The following is a 17,776-nucleotide window of genomic DNA, read 5'->3' on the forward strand; positions in this document are numbered from 1 at the left end:
AGGGAGAAAACCGGTCATTCTCCCTGCACGTGTCATTACTCCCTGCAGATACACGCCGCTCCCCGCAGTCGCCCCAGCCGGGCACGGCGCACCGCGCGCGGGTCAGTACCCGGCGAAGGCGTCGGTCGTCAGGGCGCGGGCGCGCTGGAGGGCGGGCGCGAGGTCGGCGATCAGGCGAGGCGGACCCGAGATGAACGCATGACGATCGGCGATGTCGGGCACGAAGCGGTCGAGACCGTCGGCGTCGAGGCGGATGCCCTGCGCCCAGGTCCAGTGCGGCGGGAGGTCGTGCGGCTGGTCTCGGGTGAACACGACCACGCGCGCTCCGGTCGCGGCGAGCTCGTCGCGGAACGCGATCTCGGCGGCCTCCGCCGCGACGTAGACGAGCACGACGTCGCGCTCGACGCCCTGCGCCTGCAGCTGCCGGAGCTGCGAGACGAACGGCGTGACGCCGATGCCGGCGGCCACCATCAGCACGGGGCTCTCGCCGCGCGGGAGCAGGAAGTCGCCCCAGGTGCCGGTGACCGCGAGCGTCGTGCCCGGTTCTGCGGCGGCGAGGGCGCGCTTGTACGACGACGGATGCTGCTGGTCGCCGTTCTTGTACGCGATGCGCAGTGTCGGAAGGTCGGCCGGAGCGGAGACGATGCTGAACTCGCGGCGGGTTCCCCGTGCGTCCGGGCGGTGATGCGGCACGTCGAGTTCGAGGTACTGCCCGGGGAGGAACGACACCTTCCCCTTCGCGCGGAACGTCAGCTCCTGCGCGGTGGGTGTGACGAACCGGCGCTTCTCGAGCACCAGGCGCACCGAGCCGCGCACCGCGAACGCGAAGGCCACCAGGTTGCCGATGAGGAGCGCCCGTTCCTGGCCGAGCGTGAACAGCCCGGCGATCGAGATCGGCCAGCCGGCCAGCACGCCCACGACCGCGGCGACCGAGAACTGCTGCCAACGCCGCGGCGGCAGGGTCAGCGGCTCGGAGAGCATGAATGCCCCGAGGAAGAGGAATGGCGACTGCAGCAGCGCGAACGAGAACGCGGTGCCGAGATCGGCGTCGAGGCCGGCCTGCTGGGCCTGCACGAACTGGCGCAGCACCGACGTGGCGAGAGCGATCACGAGGAACAGCAGCACGATCCGCACCTTCTCGGTGCGCCACAGCACGGCGAGACCGAGCAGCACGACCGGGATCGTGAGCGACGGGGTGCCGACCCACCACGATGCCGAGGTGCCGAGCCACGAGAACGCCCCGAACGACCCGACGATCGAGACGACGGCGGCGCCGAACGCGGCGGGGTTGAGGATGTGGCGTCCGCGCCAGGCGATCAGGTACTTCGACAGGCTCGCCACGGCGCCCGCGATCGCGAGACCGAGGATCGCCTGCACCTCGACGCCCGGGCGCAGGACGAAGAGCAGGATCAGCGCGGTCACGAGCGACGACTCGATACGCCACGGCAGGCGGAGCAGACGCTGCACCATCGCATCCACGCCCGAGATCACGACGGTGAGCACCAGGAACGAGACCACGATCTCGACCGGTGTGGGCGAGACGATGACGCCGAGCGCCGACAGGCCGAGGGCGATGACGGCGAGGGCGATGAGCGCGAACAGCACCAGCCGGTACATCGACAGGGCCCCCAGGAGGGCGAGCACGCGCTGCCGGGCGGCGGTGAAGGAACGGTTCATGAGCTCGACTCTTCCCTATCGGGGCGAACGGGTGGGGGTGAAGATCTCGACGGGGCACCCGGGTGAGCGCTGCGCTCGGCCGTCGGTGCTCATGCGCACCCACTCGACGCCCCAGCGGGCGGCGAGTTCGGGGCCGCCGTCGAAGAAGAGCGCGGTGGCGACGGCATCCGCGGTCATGGCGTCGGGTGCGATCGCCCAGGTCGCCGCCCAGGTGCGCACCGGCAGTCCGGTGCGGGCGTCGAGCACGTGGTGCAGTCCGTCGCCCCAGGCCCGGCGGTTGATGGCCGAGGCGCACAGGGCCTGGTCGCGGATCGTGGCGACGCCGATCGCCCGCGACGGATCGAACGGATGCTCCAGGCCGATGCGCACACCGGCGCCGTCGGCACCGGCGCCGCGCACGGCGAGGTCGCCGCCGGCGTCGACGATCAGGTCACCCGCGACTCCGCTCAGCGCATCGCGCACGAGGTCGACGAGACGCCCCTTGCCGAGCGCCCCGACGTCGATCAGTGCGGGATGCGCGACCGCAGCCGTGCCCGTCGTCCACCGCAGCCGCTCGGTCCAATCGGCCGGCGCGATCACCGGATCTGCGGCGGTGAGCGAGTAGTCGGCGTCGTAACCGAGGGCTTCGAGGCTCTCCCCCACGAGCGGATTGACCGCCCCGGCGGTCGCCTCCGACAGCTCGCGGTACGCGTCGAGCATCGCCCCTGCGTCGGGAGAGGCGAGCATGCCGCCCTCGCGCGCGAGGCGCGTGACATCGGAGTCGGGGCGGAACCGCGACCACTCCCGGTCGAAGCGCTCGATCACGGCATCGACGGCGCCGCGGGAATCCGCCGACAGCTCGTCGACCGACTCGATCTCCCAGCGCGTGCCGATCGCCTCGAATCGCCAGATCACCATCGCCGGATCACCACGACCACGTCATCATCGCCAGATCACCCGTCGGGGATCAGGCTGCTGCCTGCTCCTTGATGTCGTCGACGGCGGCGTTGAACCCACCGCTGGTCAGCGAGGATCCGGCCACGCGGCTGACGTTCAGGTCGTCGAGTGCCTTGCCCTCGACCTCTTCGGAGATGCCGTCGATGAAAGCGCCCTGGTACTGCTCGGTCTCGCGCGCCTGCGGGTCGCCGGTCACCGCGACGTCGGTGACGACGCCGTCGGCGAGGGTGAGGGTCACCGAGATCGTCTCGACCGATTCAGGGGTCTGGTACGAGCCCTCCGCCGTGTAGGTGCCGTCGGCGTACGACGACGCGTCGGCGCCCGAGGAGGACCCCGAGCCGGTCGTGCTGTCGGTGCCGGAGGTGCTGTCGGTCGTCCCGCCGGCGTCGGTCGGCGTGGTCGCGCATCCGGCCAGGACGAGGAGTCCGGCGATGCCCACGAGGGCGGATCCCTTGCGGACGGAAGTCGGTACGGTCGTGCGGATCATGGTGGTCCTCCCGGCTCGGTGTCGTCGACGCGGTGTCGATGATCCGAGCGTAGGAAGGGTGGCTATGTACCCGCTGTGCCGTGTCGAGGCGAAGGCTATGGGCCTACGCGTCGCCGCCGAACATGCTCGTGACCGAGCCGTCCTCGAAGACCTCGTGGATCGCGCGGGCGAGCAGCGGAGCGATCGGGAGGATCGTGAGCTTGTCCCAGCGACGCGACTCGGTGAGCGGGATCGTGTCGGTGATGACGACCTCGTCGATCGAGGAGTCCTGCAGACGATCGGATGCCGGGTCGCTGAAGATCGCGTGCGTCGCCGCGACGATGACGCGGTGCGCGCCGGCCGCCTTCAGCGCCTGCGCGGCCTTGACGATCGTGCCGCCGGTGTCGATCATGTCGTCGACGAGGAGGCAGGTGCGGCCCTCGACCGTCCCGACGATCTCGTGCACGGAGACCTGGTTCGCGACCTTCGGATCGCGGCGCTTGTGGATGATCGCGAGCGGAGCGCCGAGGCTGTCGGACCACGTGTCGGCGACCCGCACGCGCCCCATGTCGGGCGAGACGACCGTGAGGATCTCGCGGTCCGCGGACGAGAGCGTGCGCTCGAAGTAATCGAGCAGCACGGGCTTGGCGAAGAGGTGGTCGACGGGACCGTCGAAGAAGCCCTGGATCTGGGCGGCGTGCAGGTCGACGCTCATCACGCGGTCGGCGCCGGCGGTCTTGAGCAGGTCGGCGACGAGACGGGCGCTGATCGGCTCGCGACCGCGGCCCTTCTTGTCCTGACGCGAGTACGGATAGTACGGGGCGACGACCGTGATGCGCTTGGCCGAGGCGCGCTTGGCGGCGTCGATCATGATGAGCGTCTCCATGAGCCACTCGTTGACCGGCTCGCCGAAGGTCTGCACGAGGAAGAGATCGACGCCGCGGATCGACACCTCGAAACGCGCGTAGATCTCGCCGGAGGCGAAGGTGCGGTGCTCGACCGGAGCGATCTCCGTGCCGAGGGCCTCGGCGACGGCCGCCGTGAGCTCGGGGTGCGAGCGCCCACCCGCGACGACGAGCCGCTTCTTGGTCTTCGCGATGATGCCGGGGGCTACCCCGTTGTCGCGATCCAGATCGACCGTCTTCTTCTTCCGGGCCATGGCCTGCCTATTCCGCCGCTCGCTCTCGGGCCACGGCATCCGCCGCGCCCGTCCCTGCTCTGTTCTTCTCGACCCAGCCCTCGATGTTGCGCTGGGGTGCGACGGTCATGGCCAGTGCACCGGCCGGAACATCCTTGCGGACGACCGCGCCGGCGCCGGTCTTCGCGCCTGCACCAAGCCTAACGGGCGCGACGAGCACCGTGTGCGACCCGGTGTGCACCTCGTCGCCGATCTCCGTTCGGTGCTTGTTCACGTCGTCGTAGTTCGCCGTGATCGTGCTCGCGCCGAGGTTCACGCCGCGGCCGATCGTGGCGTCTCCCACGTACGACAGATGCGGCACCTTGCTGCCCTCGCCGATCTCGGCGTTCTTGGTCTCGACGTACGCGCCGATCTTTCCCTTCGCGCCCAGGATCGTCCCGGGACGCAGGAACGAGAACGGCCCGACGGTCGCCTCGGCTCCGATCACCGCGAGGGTGGCATCGGTGCGGCGGACGATCGCGGCCTCGCCGACCTCGCAGTCCACGAGAGTCGTGTCCGGGCCGATGATCGCGCCCTCGGCGATCGTCGTGGCGCGCAGGATGTGCGTGTTCGGGAGGATCGTGACGTCGGGGGCGAGCACGGCGTCGTCGTCGATCCACGTGGTGGCCGGGTCGACGATCGTGACGCCCTCGCGCTGCCAGCGGCGAACGATGCGGTCGTTGAGCACGCGTCCCGCCTCGGCGAGCTGGATGCGGTCGTTGATGCCGAACGTCGATGCGGTGTCGACCGCGATCTCCGCCGCGACACGGTGCTGCGCACCTCGCAGCAGTTCGATCACTGTGGTCAGGTACATCTCGCCCTGTGCGTTGTCCTGACCGACCTGTGCGAGGAAGCTGCGCAGTTCGGGGGCGCGGAAGACGTAGACGCCGGCGTTGATCTCGGTGACGGCGGCCTCGGCGTCGGTGGCGTCCTTCTGCTCGACGATGCGCTGCACGGTGCCGTCCGCGTCGCGGATGACACGGCCGTATCCGGTGGGATCGTCGAGGCGCGCACTCAGCAGCGTCGCGGCGGCGGCGGCCGCTCGGTGGCCCTCGATGAGGGCGCTGAGCGTGTCCGCCTCCAGGAGGGGAACATCACCCGACAGCACGAGCACGTCGCCCGTGAAGTCGTCGGGGAGGGCGTCGATCGCGACCTGCACGGCGCGACCGGTGCCCGGCACGTCGTCCTGATCGATGAACACGGCGTCCGGGTAGTCCTCGGCGAGGGCCGCGACGACCTGGTCGCGCTCGTGCCGCACGACGACCTCGACGTGCGCGGCGCCGAGCCGGGCGGCGGTCGTGAGCACGTGGCCGACGAGCGGGCGACCGCCGATCGGGTGCAGCACCTTCGGCAGCCGGGACTTCATGCGCGTGCCCTGCCCTGCGGCGAGGACGACGATCGCGAGGTTGTTCTCCGTCATGCTCCGCCGCCAGGACTCGAACCTAGACCTCACAGCTCCAAAGGCTGTCGTGCTGCCATTACACCACGGCGGACCGCGGCCTTCGCGAGGAAAGCCGCCCGCTCATTCTGCCACGCCGACATCGGCGCGAAACACGGCTCTGGGATGCTTCGACCATGAGCATCCTGATCGACCGCGTCGCGGGCCCGACCCCCGGCCTCGCCGCGTTCCTCCTCGCGCACCACGACGACATGGCCGGCACCGCGCCGCCCGAGAGCCAGCACGCGCTGTCGCTCGATCGGCTCCTCGCCCCGGGCGTGCGGCTGTTCGTGGCGCGCGACGGCGACGATCTCGTCGCCACGGGAGCACTCGCCCCTCTCGCCGAGGGTCACGAGGAGCTCAAGTCGATGCGCACCGAGCCCGCCCGCCGGGGACAGGGTCTGGGGCGGGCGATGCTCGATGCCCTGCTCGCCGACGCCCGCAGCCGCGGCATCCGCCGAATCTCGCTCGAGACCGGCAGCGCGGAGTTCTTCCGCCCGGCGCACGCGCTGTATGCGCGAGCCGGGTTCGTGGAGTGCGCCCCGTTCGGCTCCTACCTGCCCGACCCGCACAGCACGTTCATGACCGTCGAGCTCGGCGACGAAGCGCAGTCGGGGCCCTCGGGCGCGATAATGGAGGGATGAGCGCAACGGACGAGGTCGATCGGATCGTCGGCGCCTGGAACACCCAGCGCCCCGACCTCGACTTCTCGCCCCTCGAGGTGCTCTCCCGCATGGACCGGCTCTCGCGCCACCTCGACCGCGCGCGACGCGACGTGTTCCGCCGCAGCGACCTCGAGCCCTGGGAGTGGGACGTGCTCTCGGCGCTGCGCCGCGCGGGAGCGCCGTTCCAGCTCTCCCCCAAGCAGCTGCTGCAGCAGACGCTCGTCTCGAGCGGCACGATGACCAATCGCATCGACCGCCTCGTCGGGCGTCGTCTGGTGCGACGCGAGGCCGATCCCGGCGACGGCCGGAGCATCCTGGTCACGCTGACCGACGACGGTCGCACGCGAGTGGATGCCGCGATCACCCGCCTCGTCGACGTCGAGGCCGACCTGCTGCAGGCGCTGTCGCGGGGCGATCGCGATCGGCTGGCCGGGTTGTTGCGCAAGCTCAGCCTGAGCTTCGACGCGTGAGCGGGGTGCGCTGATGGGCATGCCCTCGCCGCTCCCCGTGCGCGACGGCGTCGGCGCGACGCGCCTGCACGTGCCGCTCACCGGCCCGTGGCCGACGATTGCCGACTACATGGTGGAGCGCTTCTTCCACCTCGAGCCGGAACTGCTGCGGGTGCGCTTCGACCGCGGTGAGATCGTCGACATCGACGCCCGCGCAGTACCGCGCGATGCGCCCCTGGGGAGCGTGGAGTTCGTCTGGTACTACCGCGAGCCCCCGGTCGAGAGCGTCATCCCCTTCGAGATCGAGCTCCTCCACCGCGACGACGACCTTGTCGTGGTCGACAAGCCGCACTTCCTCCCGACCACGCCGGGAGGCAAGTTCCTGCAGAACTCCGCCCTGGTGCGGCTGCGCAACCTCCTCGACAACCCCGACCTCGCCCCGATCCACCGCCTCGATCGAGCGACGGCCGGCCTGCTGATGTTCTCCGCGCGCCCCGCGACGCGCGGCGCCTACCAGCTTCTCTTCGAGACCCGCCGGGTGCAGAAGACCTACGAGGCGGTGTCGGCCCGCCCCGAGGGCTGGGATCCCGAGCGTCCGGCCCTGGCGGGGCATCCGCTCCCCCTCGTCTACCGCACCCACATCGACAAGCATCGCGGCGAGCTGCGCGTGCGGGTCGACGACGAGCGCGAGCCGAACTCGGAGACGCTGATCGAGCTCATCCGTGCCGATGACCGGGTCGTGCACACGCTGCTGCGCCCGCACAGCGGCAAGATGCACCAGTTGCGCGTGCACCTCTCGGCTCTGGGCGCCGGCATCCTGAACGATCCGTTCTATCCCGAGCTGCGTCCGGAGGCGCCCGACGACTTCGCCCGGCCCATGCAGCTGCTCGCGCGCGAGCTGAGCTTCACCGACCCGCTGTCGGGCGAGGATCGCGTGTTCACGACGCGTCGTCGCCTGCAGGACGCTCCCGCCGACGACGCGGCGGAATCCCCCGCAGGCGGCTGACGGGCGCGCTCAGCGGCGCATGATCTTGCGGGCCAGGCGCGTGCCCAGCATCTGCACGAGATGCACGAACACGACGATGAGGGCGATCGCCGCCCACATCACGACCGGTTCGAACTGACGGAAACCGTAGATCTGCGCGAACGCTCCGAGGCCGCCGCCACCGATCAGACCGGCCATCGCGGTCATGTCGATGAGCGCGACCACGATGAACGTGTAGCCGAGGATGAGCGGGCCCAACGACTCGGGGATCGCGACGGTGAAGAGGATGCGGAGAGGGCCTGCGCCCATCGCGCGCGCCGCCTCGATGACACCGGGCGACACCGAGACGAGATGCTGCTCGACGATGCGTCCGATCGCGAAGGAGGCGGCGAGGGCGATGATGAAGGCTCCGGCCGTGGTGCCGATACCGACGCCCACCACGACGCGGGCGAACGGTTGCGCGACGGCCATGAAGATGACGAACGGGATCGGACGGAAGATGTTCACCGCGAGGTTCGCGAGCATCGACACGGCGCGGTTCGGCAGCAGACCACCGGGGCGGGTCACGTAGAGGATGACGCCGATGAGGAGTCCGAGCACGCCGCCGAGGACGAGCGCGAACGACGTCATGTACAGCGTCTCGAGCGCGGCGGCCCAGAACTCCGGCATCAGTTCCTGCAGACGATCCATCAGCGGGCCTCCTCTCGTGCGATCTCGGTGACTTCGACGCGTTCGGCGATGGCCGCGAGGGTGCGGTCGATGGCGGCGCTCTCGCCGCGGATCGCCAGGGTCAGGTGGCCGAAGGCGCGCCCGCGGATGTCGTTGATGCCGCCGTAGACGAGTTCGAAGTCGAGGCCGGCCGCAGCGAGATCGAGGAAGACCTGCGCCTGTGAGGAATCGCCGTCGCGGAACGAGAAGGTGACCAGGCGTCCGCGGTGGCGCTCACGCAGCACCGACAGCTCGGCCGGCGACGGAACGCCCTTGACGACCGTGCCGACGAAGCGCTGCGATGCCGGATTCTGCGGGGCGGAGAAGACGTCGAACACGTCGCCCTGCTCGATCACGCGGCCGTTCTCCATCACGGCGACCTTCGTGGCGATCGTCTGGATCACGTCCATCTCGTGGGTGATGACGACGATGGTGACGCCCTGCTCCTGGTTGACCCGCTTGAGAAGATCGAGCACCTCATGGGTCGTCTGCGGGTCGAGCGCGCTGGTCGCCTCGTCGGCGAGCAGGATCGCGGGGCCCGTGGCGAGGGCGCGGGCGATGCCCACGCGCTGCTTCTGACCTCCGGAGAGCTGCTCGGGGTAGGCCTTGGCCTTGTCGGACAGACCGACGAACGAGAGCAGCTCGGTCACGCGGGCTTCGATGTCGGCCTTCGACCAGCCCGCGAGCTTGAGCGGATAGGCGACGTTCGCGCGCACCGTGCGCGAGGAGAACAGGTTGAACTGCTGGAAGATCATGCCGATGCCGCCGCGCACCTTGCGCAGCGCACTCTCGGAGAGCGAGGTGATGTCGACGCCGTCCACCAGGATCGTGCCGCCGGTGGCGGGCTCGAGGGCGTTGATCAGGCGCACCAAGGTTGACTTGCCGGCCCCCGAGTATCCGATGATGCCGAACACGTCGCCCTTCTCGATCGACAGGGTGACGTCGTCGACGGCGATGATCTCGGCGTCTCCCGGTACGCGGGAGGGATAGGCCTTCGACACGTTGGTCAGGCTCACGATCGGCATGGAAGCTCCGGTGGGTGGGATGTCGGGAAACGACGAATCGGGTGACGCACGAGGCGCCACCCGATTCTCTCGCATCAGGCGGGGTGTGCCCGCCGTGATCACTTGTTCGCTGCGGTGTCCTTCTGGACCTTCTCGAGCGAGGCGACGAGGTCGGCGACCGGCGTCTGCAGCGGCACCGCGGTGTCACCCGACGACTCGAGGAGTCCGGCCTGGACGGCCTCGTCGGTCTGGAAGATCTCGACGAGCTTGAGGTAGGTCTCGTTGTCGGCGTCTTCGGCGCGAGCGGCGAAGATGTTCACGTACGGCAGCGCGTTGGGGTCTTCCGGGTCGTCCTGGGCGATCGCGTCGCTGAAGGTGAGACCGGCATCCTCGACGAAGTCGTTGTTGATGATCGCGGCTGCGACATCGGGCAGCGAGGTCGGGATGAGGGCGGCCTCGAGCGCGGTGACCTTGACCTTGCTCTTGTCGGTGTCGACGTCGGCGAGGTCGGAGAAGATCGTTCCGCCACTCTTGAGCTCGACGAGGCCGGCCGACTGGAGCACGAGCAGGGCGCGTGCCTGGTTCGAGGCGTCGTCCGGAACGGCGACGGTCTCGCCCTCGGGGATGCTGTCGACGTCGTCGTACTTCTTCGAGTACAGGCCCAGCGGGTAGATCGCGGTGGAACCGATCGGCGTGAGGTCGGAGCCCGAGTCCTCGTTGTAGCCGGCGAGGTACACGATGTGCTGGAACTGGTTGAGGTCGATCTCGCCCTCGGTCAGCGCGGGGTTCGGCTGCTCGTAGGAACCGAAGTCGACGAGCTCGACCGTGATGCCCTCTTCCGCAGCGGCCTCGACGAAGGCGGGCCACTGCGGGTCACCCTTGCCGACGACGCCGACCTTGACGACCTCGTTCTCGGACGAACCCGAGTCGGAGCCGGCATCGGTGGACGTGGCGCACCCGGCGAGCGCGACGAAGAGCGGGACCGCGGCGAGCGCGGCGATGATGGACGTGGTACGACGGGACATGATGTGTGCGAGTTCCTCTCTCAGGGACTCCCATACGTTAGGCAGGTGCGGCCCCGGGCACGGAATCGACTGTCACACAGCGTCACCGGGCCCGACGGCCGCGCGTGTCGGGTCCGTACGGAGCGCGTCCTCTCCTTCGACGTCGGTCAGTCGAACTCCTCGATCCCCTGCAGGCGCACCTGCTCGAGGTCGAGGCGGGCGGCGATGCGCCGCACCACGATGTCATCGACGGTGCCGGAGCGGCGCAGGCCGATCAGCACCTCGCGCTTGCGGTCGAGGAGGGCGAGTTTGAGCCGAGTGTGCTCCTCGTGGCGCACGAGGGGCGAGCGCTGCAGCACGTCGACGTCGGTGGAGGTCGCGATCATCTGCAGGGTGGTGCCGTCGACGGCATCCGTCACTCCTCCGACGCCCAGTGCATCGTCGAGGGCATCGGATGCCGGGGCGTCGGGCACCGTCGTGTCGGGGGCGTCGAGCAGGGCGTCGAGTTCGCGCGCCTCGGCGTCGACGAGCGCCTGCTCGCGGGCGAGCGCCTTCGCGTTGGCGAGCTCGAGCATCTGGTATCCCTCGGAGCGCACGCGATCGCGCACCTCCTGACCGATGCCGTGCTCGGCGGCGAGGTCGTCGAGCGCCGAGAGCGCGGCCCCCGAGATCGCCCGTTCGGCGAGCTCGTACTCCTCCTGCTCGGCGTGGTCGACCGGCATCCGCGCCCAGCGCACGACCGCCGGCAGCAGCGGACCCTGCACGAGCAGGCTGAGGAGGATGACGCCGGCGGTCACGAACACGACCTCGTCACGACCCGACGACCCCTCGGCGAGACTCGTCGGCACCGACAGCGCGATCGCCAGCGAGACCGCGCCGCGCATACCGGCGACGGTCGAGACCACGCGCGACCGGGCGCGCAGACCGCGCGGCGGCCGGGTGGCGGGCCGTTGGAAGAACCCGGTGAAGAACTGGAAGAGGTAGCGCACGACCACGAGCGTCGCCCACACGGCGATCGAGGTGAGCACGAGCCAGCCGATCATCGCGGCCGAGATCTCGTGCACGACGTACTGCACCTCGAGACCGATGAGGATGAACAGCGCGCCGTTGAGCAGGAACACCCCGAACGGCCAGACCGCGTCGGACTGGCGGCGGGAGGATGCCGTCGTGACGCGCGGCGAGACGTACGAGGCGATGAGTCCCGCGACGACCACGGCGAGCACGCCCGAGGCGTGGATCAGCTCGGCGACGAGGAACGCGGAGAACGGGATGAGCAGCATCGTGACGTTGATGACCGCCGTGCGGTTCGAGCGCTGCAGGAGCAGCACGCCCAGCAGGGCGATCACGACTCCGGCGGCGATGCCGCCCACGTAGGAGACGAGCACCGTCCAGGTGACCGACCACGGGGTGACCTGGCCGCCGACGGCGAGCGAGACGGCGATGGCGTAGAGCACCAGCGCGGTGCCGTCGTTGGTGAGGCTCTCGGCCTTCAGCTTCATGAACATGCGCCGCGGCAGCAGGCGTCCGAGGGCCGCGACCGCGGTGGCGTCCGGCGGGGCGACCGCGGCACCGAGGATGAGGGCGATCTCCCACGGCATCCCGAACAGCACGCCGACGCCGGCGACCGCGAAGGCCGAGGCGACGACCAGGAGCGTGCTCATCGGGAGGATGTACCGGAAGTCGCGGCGGATCGACCGCAGCGACGTCGTCAGGCTCTCCCAGAACAGCATCACCGGCAGGAACAGCAGCAGCACGGTCTCGGGCGGCAGCTGCACCTCGCGCAACGCCGGCACGAAGCCGAGCAGAAGCCCGAAGACGACGAGCACCAGTGGGAGCGCCAGCCGCACCCGCGGTGCGATCAGAGTGCCGACGAGAATCGTGAGTCCGAGCAGGACCGTGACCTCGAGTCCTTCCATGTGTACCTCCCGGTGCCGCAGAATCGTGCTGTGCGACACCGGCCGGCGTCAGACCCCGCCCAGAGCACAGCGCGTCGCAAGGCAAAGGTATTCCCGCAACACCGAGATCACCAGGTACTGACGGTCCCTGGTTCGCGCGCCCGGGTCGGATGCGGGTCGGGCGGGCGTCAGCCGATCTGCTCGGTGAGCTCGAACCAGCGAAGCTCGAGCTCTTCGATCTCGGCCTCCTGCGCGCTGATCTTCGACATCTTCTCGCCGAGACCCGCGTAGTCGGCCTGGTCGTGCTCCGCGAGTGCGTGCTTGGCGGCATCCACCTGCTGCGTCAGCTTCTGGATGCGGCGCTCGAGGGCGGAGACCTCCTTCTGCGCGGTGCGCAGGGCGGCACCGTCGAGAGCGGATGCCGTCGACGCGGCCGTGCTCGTCGCGGCTTTCACCGCCTGCCCCTTCTCGGCATTCGAGGTCTGGAGGTGGCGCAGACGCAGGTACTCGTCGACGCCGCCGGGCAAATGACGCAGGTGCCCGTCGAGGATCGCGAACTGCTGGTCGGTGACGCGCTCGAGGAAGTAGCGGTCGTGGCTGACCACGAGGAGGGTGCCCGACCAGGAATCGAGGAGGTCTTCGATCGCGGCGAGCATGTCGGTGTCGAGGTCGTTGGTGGGCTCGTCGAGGATCAGCACGTTGGGCTGGTCGAGGAGCACGAGCAGGAGCTGCAGGCGGCGCTGCTGACCACCCGAGAGGTCCTTGACCGGCGTCGAGAGCTGGGCGGACGAGAAGCCGAGGCGCTCGAGGAGCTGCCCCGGCGTGAGGTCCTGCGCCTTCGAGCCGGCACCCAGCGTGTACGAGGTGCGCAGGCCCGAGATGATCACGCGCACCGGGTCGTTCCAGTACTGGTCGAGTTCGTCGAGGCGCTGCGTCAGCGTCTGCACCTTCACGGTCGTGCCGCGCTTGACGCGGCCGACCGTCGGCTCGACGGTTCCCGAGATGAGGCCCAGCAGCGTGGACTTGCCCGCGCCGTTCACGCCCAGGATGCCGGTGCGCTCGCCCGGAGCGATGCGCCATTCGACATCGCGCAGCACTGTCTTCTCACCGCCGTCGACGGTCGGGTACGTCACGCCCACGTCGAGGAGGTCGACGACGTCCTTGCCGAGCCGTGACACGGCGAGCGACTGCAGCGACACCTTGTCGCGGATCTCCGGCACGTCGGCGATGAGCTCGTTGGCCGCGTCGATGCGGAACTTGGGCTTGCTCGTGCGCGCGGGGGCTCCGCGGCGGAGCCACGCGAGCTCCTTGCGGGCGAGGTTCTGGCGCTTCGCCTCGGTGGCGGCGGCCATGCGGTCGCGCTCGACGCGCTGCAGGATGTACGCCGCGTACCCGCCCTCGAACGGCTCGACGATGCGGTCGTGCACCTCCCAGGTCTCGGTGCAGATCTCATCGAGGAACCACCGGTCGTGGGTGACGACCATCAGGGCGCCCGAGTTGGTGGCCCAGCGCTTCTTGAGGTGCCCGGCGAGCCACGTGATCGCCTCGACGTCGAGGTGGTTGGTCGGCTCGTCGAGGGCGATGACGTCCCAGTCACCGGCGAGGAGGCGGGCGAGCGAGACGCGACGGCGCTGACCACCGCTGAGGGAGCCGATCTCGGCATCCCACGGGAGGTCGGTCAGCAGCCCCTCGATCACGTCGCGGGTGCGAGCGTCGCCCGCCCACTCGTACTCGGGGGTGTCGCCCACGACGGCCTGACTGATCGTGAGGTCGTCGGGGAGCGTGTCCGCCTGATCGAGCACACCGATCGTCGTTCCGCCGCGCACCGTGACGCGACCCGAGTTCGGTTCCTTGATGCCCGCGAGCATGCCGAGCAGGCTCGACTTGCCGTCGCCGTTGCGGCCGACGATGCCGATGCGATCCCCCTCCTCGATGCCGAGCGTCACGGAGTCGAAGACGACCCTCGTCGGATATTCGAGGTGCAGGGCCTCGGCCCCCAGAAGATGTGCCATGTCACTGTCCAGGGTAACCGGGTGCGCGGGGGTCAGCGCACGCTGCTGCGTCGCCGTCGGGCGAGTAGCGCGGCCCCTCCCCCGAGGAGCATTGCGGCGCTCGCGGCGAGGGCGATCGGGGCGATGGCCCCGGCGTCCGCTCCCGTGTCGGCCAGGCGGTCGTCCGGAGCGGTCGCCCCGCCGGACGGGGCCGCGACGACCTCGACCGGCGCCCAACCGATGAGGGCGCCGTCGGTGGCGTAGACGGCGACGCGGTGCGCCCCGAGCGCGGCATCCGTCGGAACGATCGCCTGCACGATGCCGGCAGACGAAGCCGTGAGCGTGCCGAGGTGGGCGGGATCGGAGAAGAGGTAGACGTCGACGGTCGCGTCGGCGAGGTCGGTCCCGAGCGAGAGATCGAAGGGCGCTCCCTGCGCGACGGTGGCCGGTGCGGCGACGGGGCCGCGGTTGTCGTCGGTGAGGTCGTCGGCGGACGGCGAGGCGGGCGCCTCCGGAGCGACCGTCACGGTGAGCGTGGCGGGCTCGGTCGCGGACTCGCCCACGGGGTTGGTGAAGACCGCGCGATAGCGGGTGCCGGAGGCGGATGCCGGGACGGCGTCGATCGTGAGGGTGGGGGCGGCGGCATCCGGGATCGTCACCCAGTCACCGGCATCCGGCAGCTGCGTCTGCCAGATCACCGTGGGTTCGGGGGTTCCCGTCGCCAGGGCGGTGAAGGTCGCGGTCGCGCCCTCGGGAATCTCGGCATCCGACGGCTGCGTGACGATCTGCGGGGCGACGTCCTGCTGCTCCGGCAGGGAGGTTCCCGGAATGTCGGTGCCCGGCGCTGCGTAGATGAATCGCAGGCCGCGGCTGAACGCCGCTCCGATCACCGAGAGGTGGGTCTCGTCGTCGAAGACCGTGGCACCCAGTTCGAGTCCGTCGTAGGCGCGGGCGGCGAGGGTGTGCGCGAAGCTCGTCATGTCGCTGGTCATCGGGAACCCGGAGGTCGTCTCCTCGAGCTCTCCGACCGAGAGGAAGACGCGCGCGTCGAGCGCGTCGTGCGTCTCGGCGTAGTCGGCCTCCATGTCGAGGATCGTGCGGTCGTCCCACCAGATCGAGGGGCTCGCGATGACGAACCGGTGGAAGAGTCCGTCGTTGTGGAGCAGTGCATAGGTGGCGAAGAGACCGCCGAAGGAATGGCCCATGAGTGCGCGGTCGCCGGGGTCGGCGCGGAACTCGCTCTCGATCTGCGGGACGAGTTCGGATCTCAGGAAGTCGAGGAATTCGGGAGCACCGCCGGTGGGCACGTCGGCCGTGATCTCGGTCGGGGTGAGATCGAGCGTGCGGCGCACTCCGGAGGCCGCGAAGCCCTGGCCGGGGTCGTCGTACCCGATGCCGACGACCATCGTGCCGGGAGCGTTCAGCCGTGCGGCTTCGACGGCTGTTCCGAACTCGGCGTTCGCGTCCGTGACGTAGAGGACCCGATACGGATCGCCGTTCTCGTCGTAGTTCGCCGGGAGGGCGACCGAGATCTTGTAGTCGCGGCCGGCGGCGGAGGTGGTCGTCCACGTCTGGACGTCGCGGATGAAGTCGTCGGGGCTTTCGGCCGAGGCGGCGGCGGTGTGGGTGATGGGTGGGGAGGACGACGCGGGCGTGTCGGTCGCAGCGGCGAGCGCCAGGGTCGCGCCCGCCGTGAGTGCGATCGCGGTCGGGATGCCGAGCAGTCGGCGGAGGTCGAATCTCATGTCGTTTTCCCCTTCATCGGATGCCGCTGGATACCGCTGGATACCGCTGGTGGGAAGCCACGGTAGAGGTGGCTGCGCTCGTCGGACATGTGAGGTCGGCCCAGAGCTGCGGTGCGGCGCTGTGGGGAACCTCCGGTCCGATTGGCGACGACTCTTCGTCGATATGTTCGAACGTCGGTGGCCTGTGGTGGGCTGTTCACATGGCGGAACTGCTCGACGCAACGGACTCCCAGACGGCGATGATCGCCGATCTGGTGGGCTCGGTGCGGGCGGTCGAGGAGACGATCGCTCGGCTGTCAGCCGTGCGCGACGGGATGCTCGCCGTCGCCGCTCGCGTCGCGGTCGACATCGCGCGGCAGGCGGCGCATCCCGATCACGGCGACATGGCCCTGCGGGCGGTGGCGGCGGAGATCGGGGCGGCAGTGCGGGCGAGCGACCGCACGATCGAGCGGCGGATGGACGAGGCATCGTGGGCGGTCGAGCGATTCGCCGAGGTGTGGGCGGCGCAGGGCGCGGGGCGGATCAGCGCCGCCCACGCCCGGGTCATCGTCGACGCGGGCGCACATCTGGACGACCCGGCCGATCGAGCGCGGTATGCGGCGCGTGCAGTGGAGGCGGCGGTGGTCGAGTCGCCGAACAGGCTGCGGCGGGTGGCACGGCGGATCGCGGAGCAGTACCAGGCCCGCACGGTCACCGAGCGTCACCGCGACGCGCGGGAGTTGCGGCGGGTGTGGGTGAAGGACCTCGACGACGGGATGGCCGAACTCGGGATGCTCGGGCCCGCCGTCCTCGTCCACGGAATCCACGACCGGTTGACGCGCATGGCGCGGACGATCACCGTGGAGAACGGGCGGGCCGGGAAGGCGGCGAAGCGGACCGCCCCGGACAGCCACTCCCCCGCCGACACGGACCTCGATTCCGACACCCGCACGACCGATCAGTTGCGCGCCGACCTGCTCGCCGACATCGCGCTCACCGGCGCGCCGACCGGGCACGACACGGAGGCGGGACTGCTCGGCGAGATCCGCGCACGGGTCGAGGTCACCGTCCCCGTCTTCACCCTCATGGACGACGACAACGGCGGCCACAACGGCGGCAGCGCCTCCGGCGCACCCCCGGCAGAGCTCGACGGCCGCTCCCCCATCGACACCCGCACCGCACGCCTCCTCGCAGGCGACGCGACGGGATGGGAACGGGTGCTCACACACCCGATCACCGGCGCACTCCTCGCCGTCGACCGCTACCGCCCGTCGGATCAGCTCACCCGACACCTCCGGGCTCGCGATCAACGCTGCCGCTTCCCCGGCTGCAACATCGCCGCGCGACGATGCGACATCGACCACACCCACGCCGCGTCCGACGGCGGTGAGACCTGCGCCACCAACCTCGCGCACCTCTGCCGACGACACCACACCCTCAAACACCACTCGCGATGGCAGGTCGAACACCGACGCCCCGGGGAGGACGACGTCGGGCTTCATCGCGAAGGCGGAGGAGCAGATCAGACCATCAGAACCACCGGCGATCTCGTCTGGACCAGCCCGACCGGAACGACCTACATCGACCGCCCGCCTGAACAGAACACGGTCAGGTTCACCGACAGCCGGTGAATCGCTCTCCGGCGCGATGCCGTCAG

15 protein-coding genes and 1 tRNA gene are annotated in these 17,776 nt (G+C 70.0%); 4 read left to right on the forward strand and 12 right to left on the reverse strand.

Going from position 1 to position 17,776, the window contains the following annotated elements:
* Positions 1 to 102: 102 nt before the first annotated feature.
* The 6 genes from ACTJKK_RS05645 to ACTJKK_RS05670 all read right to left on the reverse strand — a co-directional run bounded on the left by ACTJKK_RS05645 (position 103) and on the right by ACTJKK_RS05670 (position 5,749).
* Complete coding sequence (locus ACTJKK_RS05645) at positions 103 to 1,677, reverse strand: flavodoxin reductase (RefSeq protein WP_440747275.1); 1,575 nt, start codon at positions 1,675 to 1,677, stop codon at positions 103 to 105.
* Between the two features lie 15 nt (positions 1,678 to 1,692).
* Entirely contained in the window at positions 1,693 to 2,574 is an 882-nt protein-coding gene (locus ACTJKK_RS05650; RefSeq protein ID WP_440747276.1) for an FAD:protein FMN transferase, read from the reverse strand.
* 49 nt (positions 2,575 to 2,623) lie between these two features.
* The gene (locus ACTJKK_RS05655; RefSeq protein WP_440747277.1) at positions 2,624 to 3,100 is read right to left on the reverse strand and encodes an FMN-binding protein; all 477 of its coding nucleotides are present in this window, start codon (positions 3,098 to 3,100) and stop codon (positions 2,624 to 2,626) included.
* Between the two features lie 103 nt (positions 3,101 to 3,203).
* On the reverse strand, positions 3,204 to 4,238 hold the full coding sequence (locus tag ACTJKK_RS05660) for a ribose-phosphate diphosphokinase (protein WP_440747278.1): 1,035 nt from the start codon (positions 4,236 to 4,238) through the stop codon (positions 3,204 to 3,206).
* 7 nt (positions 4,239 to 4,245) lie between these two features.
* Positions 4,246 to 5,676: a bifunctional UDP-N-acetylglucosamine diphosphorylase/glucosamine-1-phosphate N-acetyltransferase GlmU gene (gene glmU, locus ACTJKK_RS05665; protein ID WP_440747279.1), complete on the reverse strand. Its 1,431-nt coding sequence runs from the start codon at positions 5,674 to 5,676 to the stop codon at positions 4,246 to 4,248.
* A 1-nt stretch (position 5,677) separates the two neighbouring features.
* Positions 5,678 to 5,749: transfer RNA gene (locus ACTJKK_RS05670), tRNA-Gln, on the reverse strand.
* A gap of 82 nt (positions 5,750 to 5,831) precedes the next feature.
* On the opposite strand from ACTJKK_RS05670, the gene ACTJKK_RS05675 reads away from it, so the two are divergent.
* The 3 genes from ACTJKK_RS05675 to ACTJKK_RS05685 are packed head-to-tail and all read left to right on the forward strand — an operon-like array spanning position 5,832 to position 7,814.
* Positions 5,832 to 6,338, forward strand: a complete 507-nt coding sequence (locus ACTJKK_RS05675; RefSeq protein WP_247624859.1) for a GNAT family N-acetyltransferase — start codon at positions 5,832 to 5,834, stop codon at positions 6,336 to 6,338.
* Complete coding sequence (locus ACTJKK_RS05680) at positions 6,335 to 6,829, forward strand: MarR family winged helix-turn-helix transcriptional regulator (protein WP_247624860.1); 495 nt, start codon at positions 6,335 to 6,337, stop codon at positions 6,827 to 6,829. The genes ACTJKK_RS05675 and ACTJKK_RS05680 overlap by 4 nt, the downstream gene beginning before the upstream one ends.
* Positions 6,830 to 6,842: 13 nt before the next feature.
* A complete protein-coding gene (locus tag ACTJKK_RS05685) occupies positions 6,843 to 7,814 on the forward strand; it encodes a pseudouridine synthase (protein WP_440747280.1) in 972 nt (323 codons plus the stop codon).
* Between the two features lie 9 nt (positions 7,815 to 7,823).
* On the opposite strand, the gene ACTJKK_RS05690 is transcribed toward ACTJKK_RS05685, so the two are convergent.
* From ACTJKK_RS05690 to ACTJKK_RS05715, 6 genes are all read right to left on the reverse strand, one after another.
* Positions 7,824 to 8,483, reverse strand: a complete 660-nt coding sequence (locus tag ACTJKK_RS05690; protein WP_247624862.1) for a methionine ABC transporter permease — start codon at positions 8,481 to 8,483, stop codon at positions 7,824 to 7,826.
* Positions 8,483 to 9,526, reverse strand: a complete 1,044-nt coding sequence (locus tag ACTJKK_RS05695) for a methionine ABC transporter ATP-binding protein (protein WP_247634301.1) — start codon at positions 9,524 to 9,526, stop codon at positions 8,483 to 8,485. Before ACTJKK_RS05695 ends, ACTJKK_RS05690 begins: the two co-directional genes overlap by 1 nt.
* A gap of 98 nt (positions 9,527 to 9,624) precedes the next feature.
* Positions 9,625 to 10,530, reverse strand: a complete 906-nt coding sequence (locus ACTJKK_RS05700; RefSeq protein WP_247634300.1) for a MetQ/NlpA family ABC transporter substrate-binding protein — start codon at positions 10,528 to 10,530, stop codon at positions 9,625 to 9,627.
* A 146-nt stretch (positions 10,531 to 10,676) separates the two neighbouring features.
* Positions 10,677 to 12,425, reverse strand: a complete 1,749-nt coding sequence (locus ACTJKK_RS05705) for a Na+/H+ antiporter (RefSeq protein ID WP_440747281.1) — start codon at positions 12,423 to 12,425, stop codon at positions 10,677 to 10,679.
* 167 nt (positions 12,426 to 12,592) lie between these two features.
* Complete coding sequence (locus ACTJKK_RS05710) at positions 12,593 to 14,416, reverse strand: ABC-F family ATP-binding cassette domain-containing protein (protein WP_247956588.1); 1,824 nt, start codon at positions 14,414 to 14,416, stop codon at positions 12,593 to 12,595.
* A 32-nt stretch (positions 14,417 to 14,448) separates the two neighbouring features.
* Positions 14,449 to 16,140, reverse strand: coding sequence for an alpha/beta hydrolase-fold protein (locus ACTJKK_RS05715; RefSeq protein ID WP_440747282.1), 1,692 nt, complete (start codon positions 16,138 to 16,140; stop codon positions 14,449 to 14,451).
* A gap of 200 nt (positions 16,141 to 16,340) precedes the next feature.
* Here ACTJKK_RS05715 and ACTJKK_RS05720 point away from each other — a divergent pair, with 200 nt between their 5' ends.
* Positions 16,341 to 17,750, forward strand: coding sequence for a DUF222 domain-containing protein (locus ACTJKK_RS05720; RefSeq protein WP_440747283.1), 1,410 nt, complete (start codon positions 16,341 to 16,343; stop codon positions 17,748 to 17,750).
* Positions 17,751 to 17,776 lie beyond the last annotated feature (26 nt).

Origin of the sequence: Microbacterium sp. 22179, from assembly GCF_052045715.1 — a bacterium.
GTDB lineage: Bacteria > Actinomycetota > Actinomycetes > Actinomycetales > Microbacteriaceae > Microbacterium > Microbacterium galbinum.

What these genes read in the sequence shown, in the direction of transcription:
- ACTJKK_RS05645 (WP_440747275.1), bottom strand. Translation starts at nt 1,677, where the DNA reads ATGAACCGTTCCTTCACCGCCGCCCGGCAGCGCGTGCTCGCCCTCCTG.
- ACTJKK_RS05650 (WP_440747276.1), bottom strand. Translation starts at nt 2,574, where the DNA reads ATGGTGATCTGGCGATTCGAGGCGATCGGCACGCGCTGGGAGATCGAG.
- ACTJKK_RS05655 (WP_440747277.1), bottom strand. Translation starts at nt 3,100, where the DNA reads ATGATCCGCACGACCGTACCGACTTCCGTCCGCAAGGGATCCGCCCTC.
- ACTJKK_RS05660 (WP_440747278.1), bottom strand. Translation starts at nt 4,238, where the DNA reads ATGGCCCGGAAGAAGAAGACGGTCGATCTGGATCGCGACAACGGGGTA.
- glmU (WP_440747279.1), bottom strand. Translation starts at nt 5,676, where the DNA reads ATGACGGAGAACAACCTCGCGATCGTCGTCCTCGCCGCAGGGCAGGGC.
- ACTJKK_RS05675 (WP_247624859.1), top strand. Translation starts at nt 5,832, where the DNA reads ATGAGCATCCTGATCGACCGCGTCGCGGGCCCGACCCCCGGCCTCGCC.
- ACTJKK_RS05680 (WP_247624860.1), top strand. Translation starts at nt 6,335, where the DNA reads ATGAGCGCAACGGACGAGGTCGATCGGATCGTCGGCGCCTGGAACACC.
- ACTJKK_RS05685 (WP_440747280.1), top strand. Translation starts at nt 6,843, where the DNA reads ATGGGCATGCCCTCGCCGCTCCCCGTGCGCGACGGCGTCGGCGCGACG.
- ACTJKK_RS05690 (WP_247624862.1), bottom strand. Translation starts at nt 8,483, where the DNA reads ATGGATCGTCTGCAGGAACTGATGCCGGAGTTCTGGGCCGCCGCGCTC.
- ACTJKK_RS05695 (WP_247634301.1), bottom strand. Translation starts at nt 9,526, where the DNA reads ATGCCGATCGTGAGCCTGACCAACGTGTCGAAGGCCTATCCCTCCCGC.
- ACTJKK_RS05700 (WP_247634300.1), bottom strand. Translation starts at nt 10,530, where the DNA reads ATGTCCCGTCGTACCACGTCCATCATCGCCGCGCTCGCCGCGGTCCCG.
- ACTJKK_RS05705 (WP_440747281.1), bottom strand. Translation starts at nt 12,425, where the DNA reads ATGGAAGGACTCGAGGTCACGGTCCTGCTCGGACTCACGATTCTCGTC.
- ACTJKK_RS05710 (WP_247956588.1), bottom strand. Translation starts at nt 14,416, where the DNA reads ATGGCACATCTTCTGGGGGCCGAGGCCCTGCACCTCGAATATCCGACG.
- ACTJKK_RS05715 (WP_440747282.1), bottom strand. Translation starts at nt 16,140, where the DNA reads ATGAGATTCGACCTCCGCCGACTGCTCGGCATCCCGACCGCGATCGCA.
- ACTJKK_RS05720 (WP_440747283.1), top strand. Translation starts at nt 16,341, where the DNA reads ATGGCGGAACTGCTCGACGCAACGGACTCCCAGACGGCGATGATCGCC.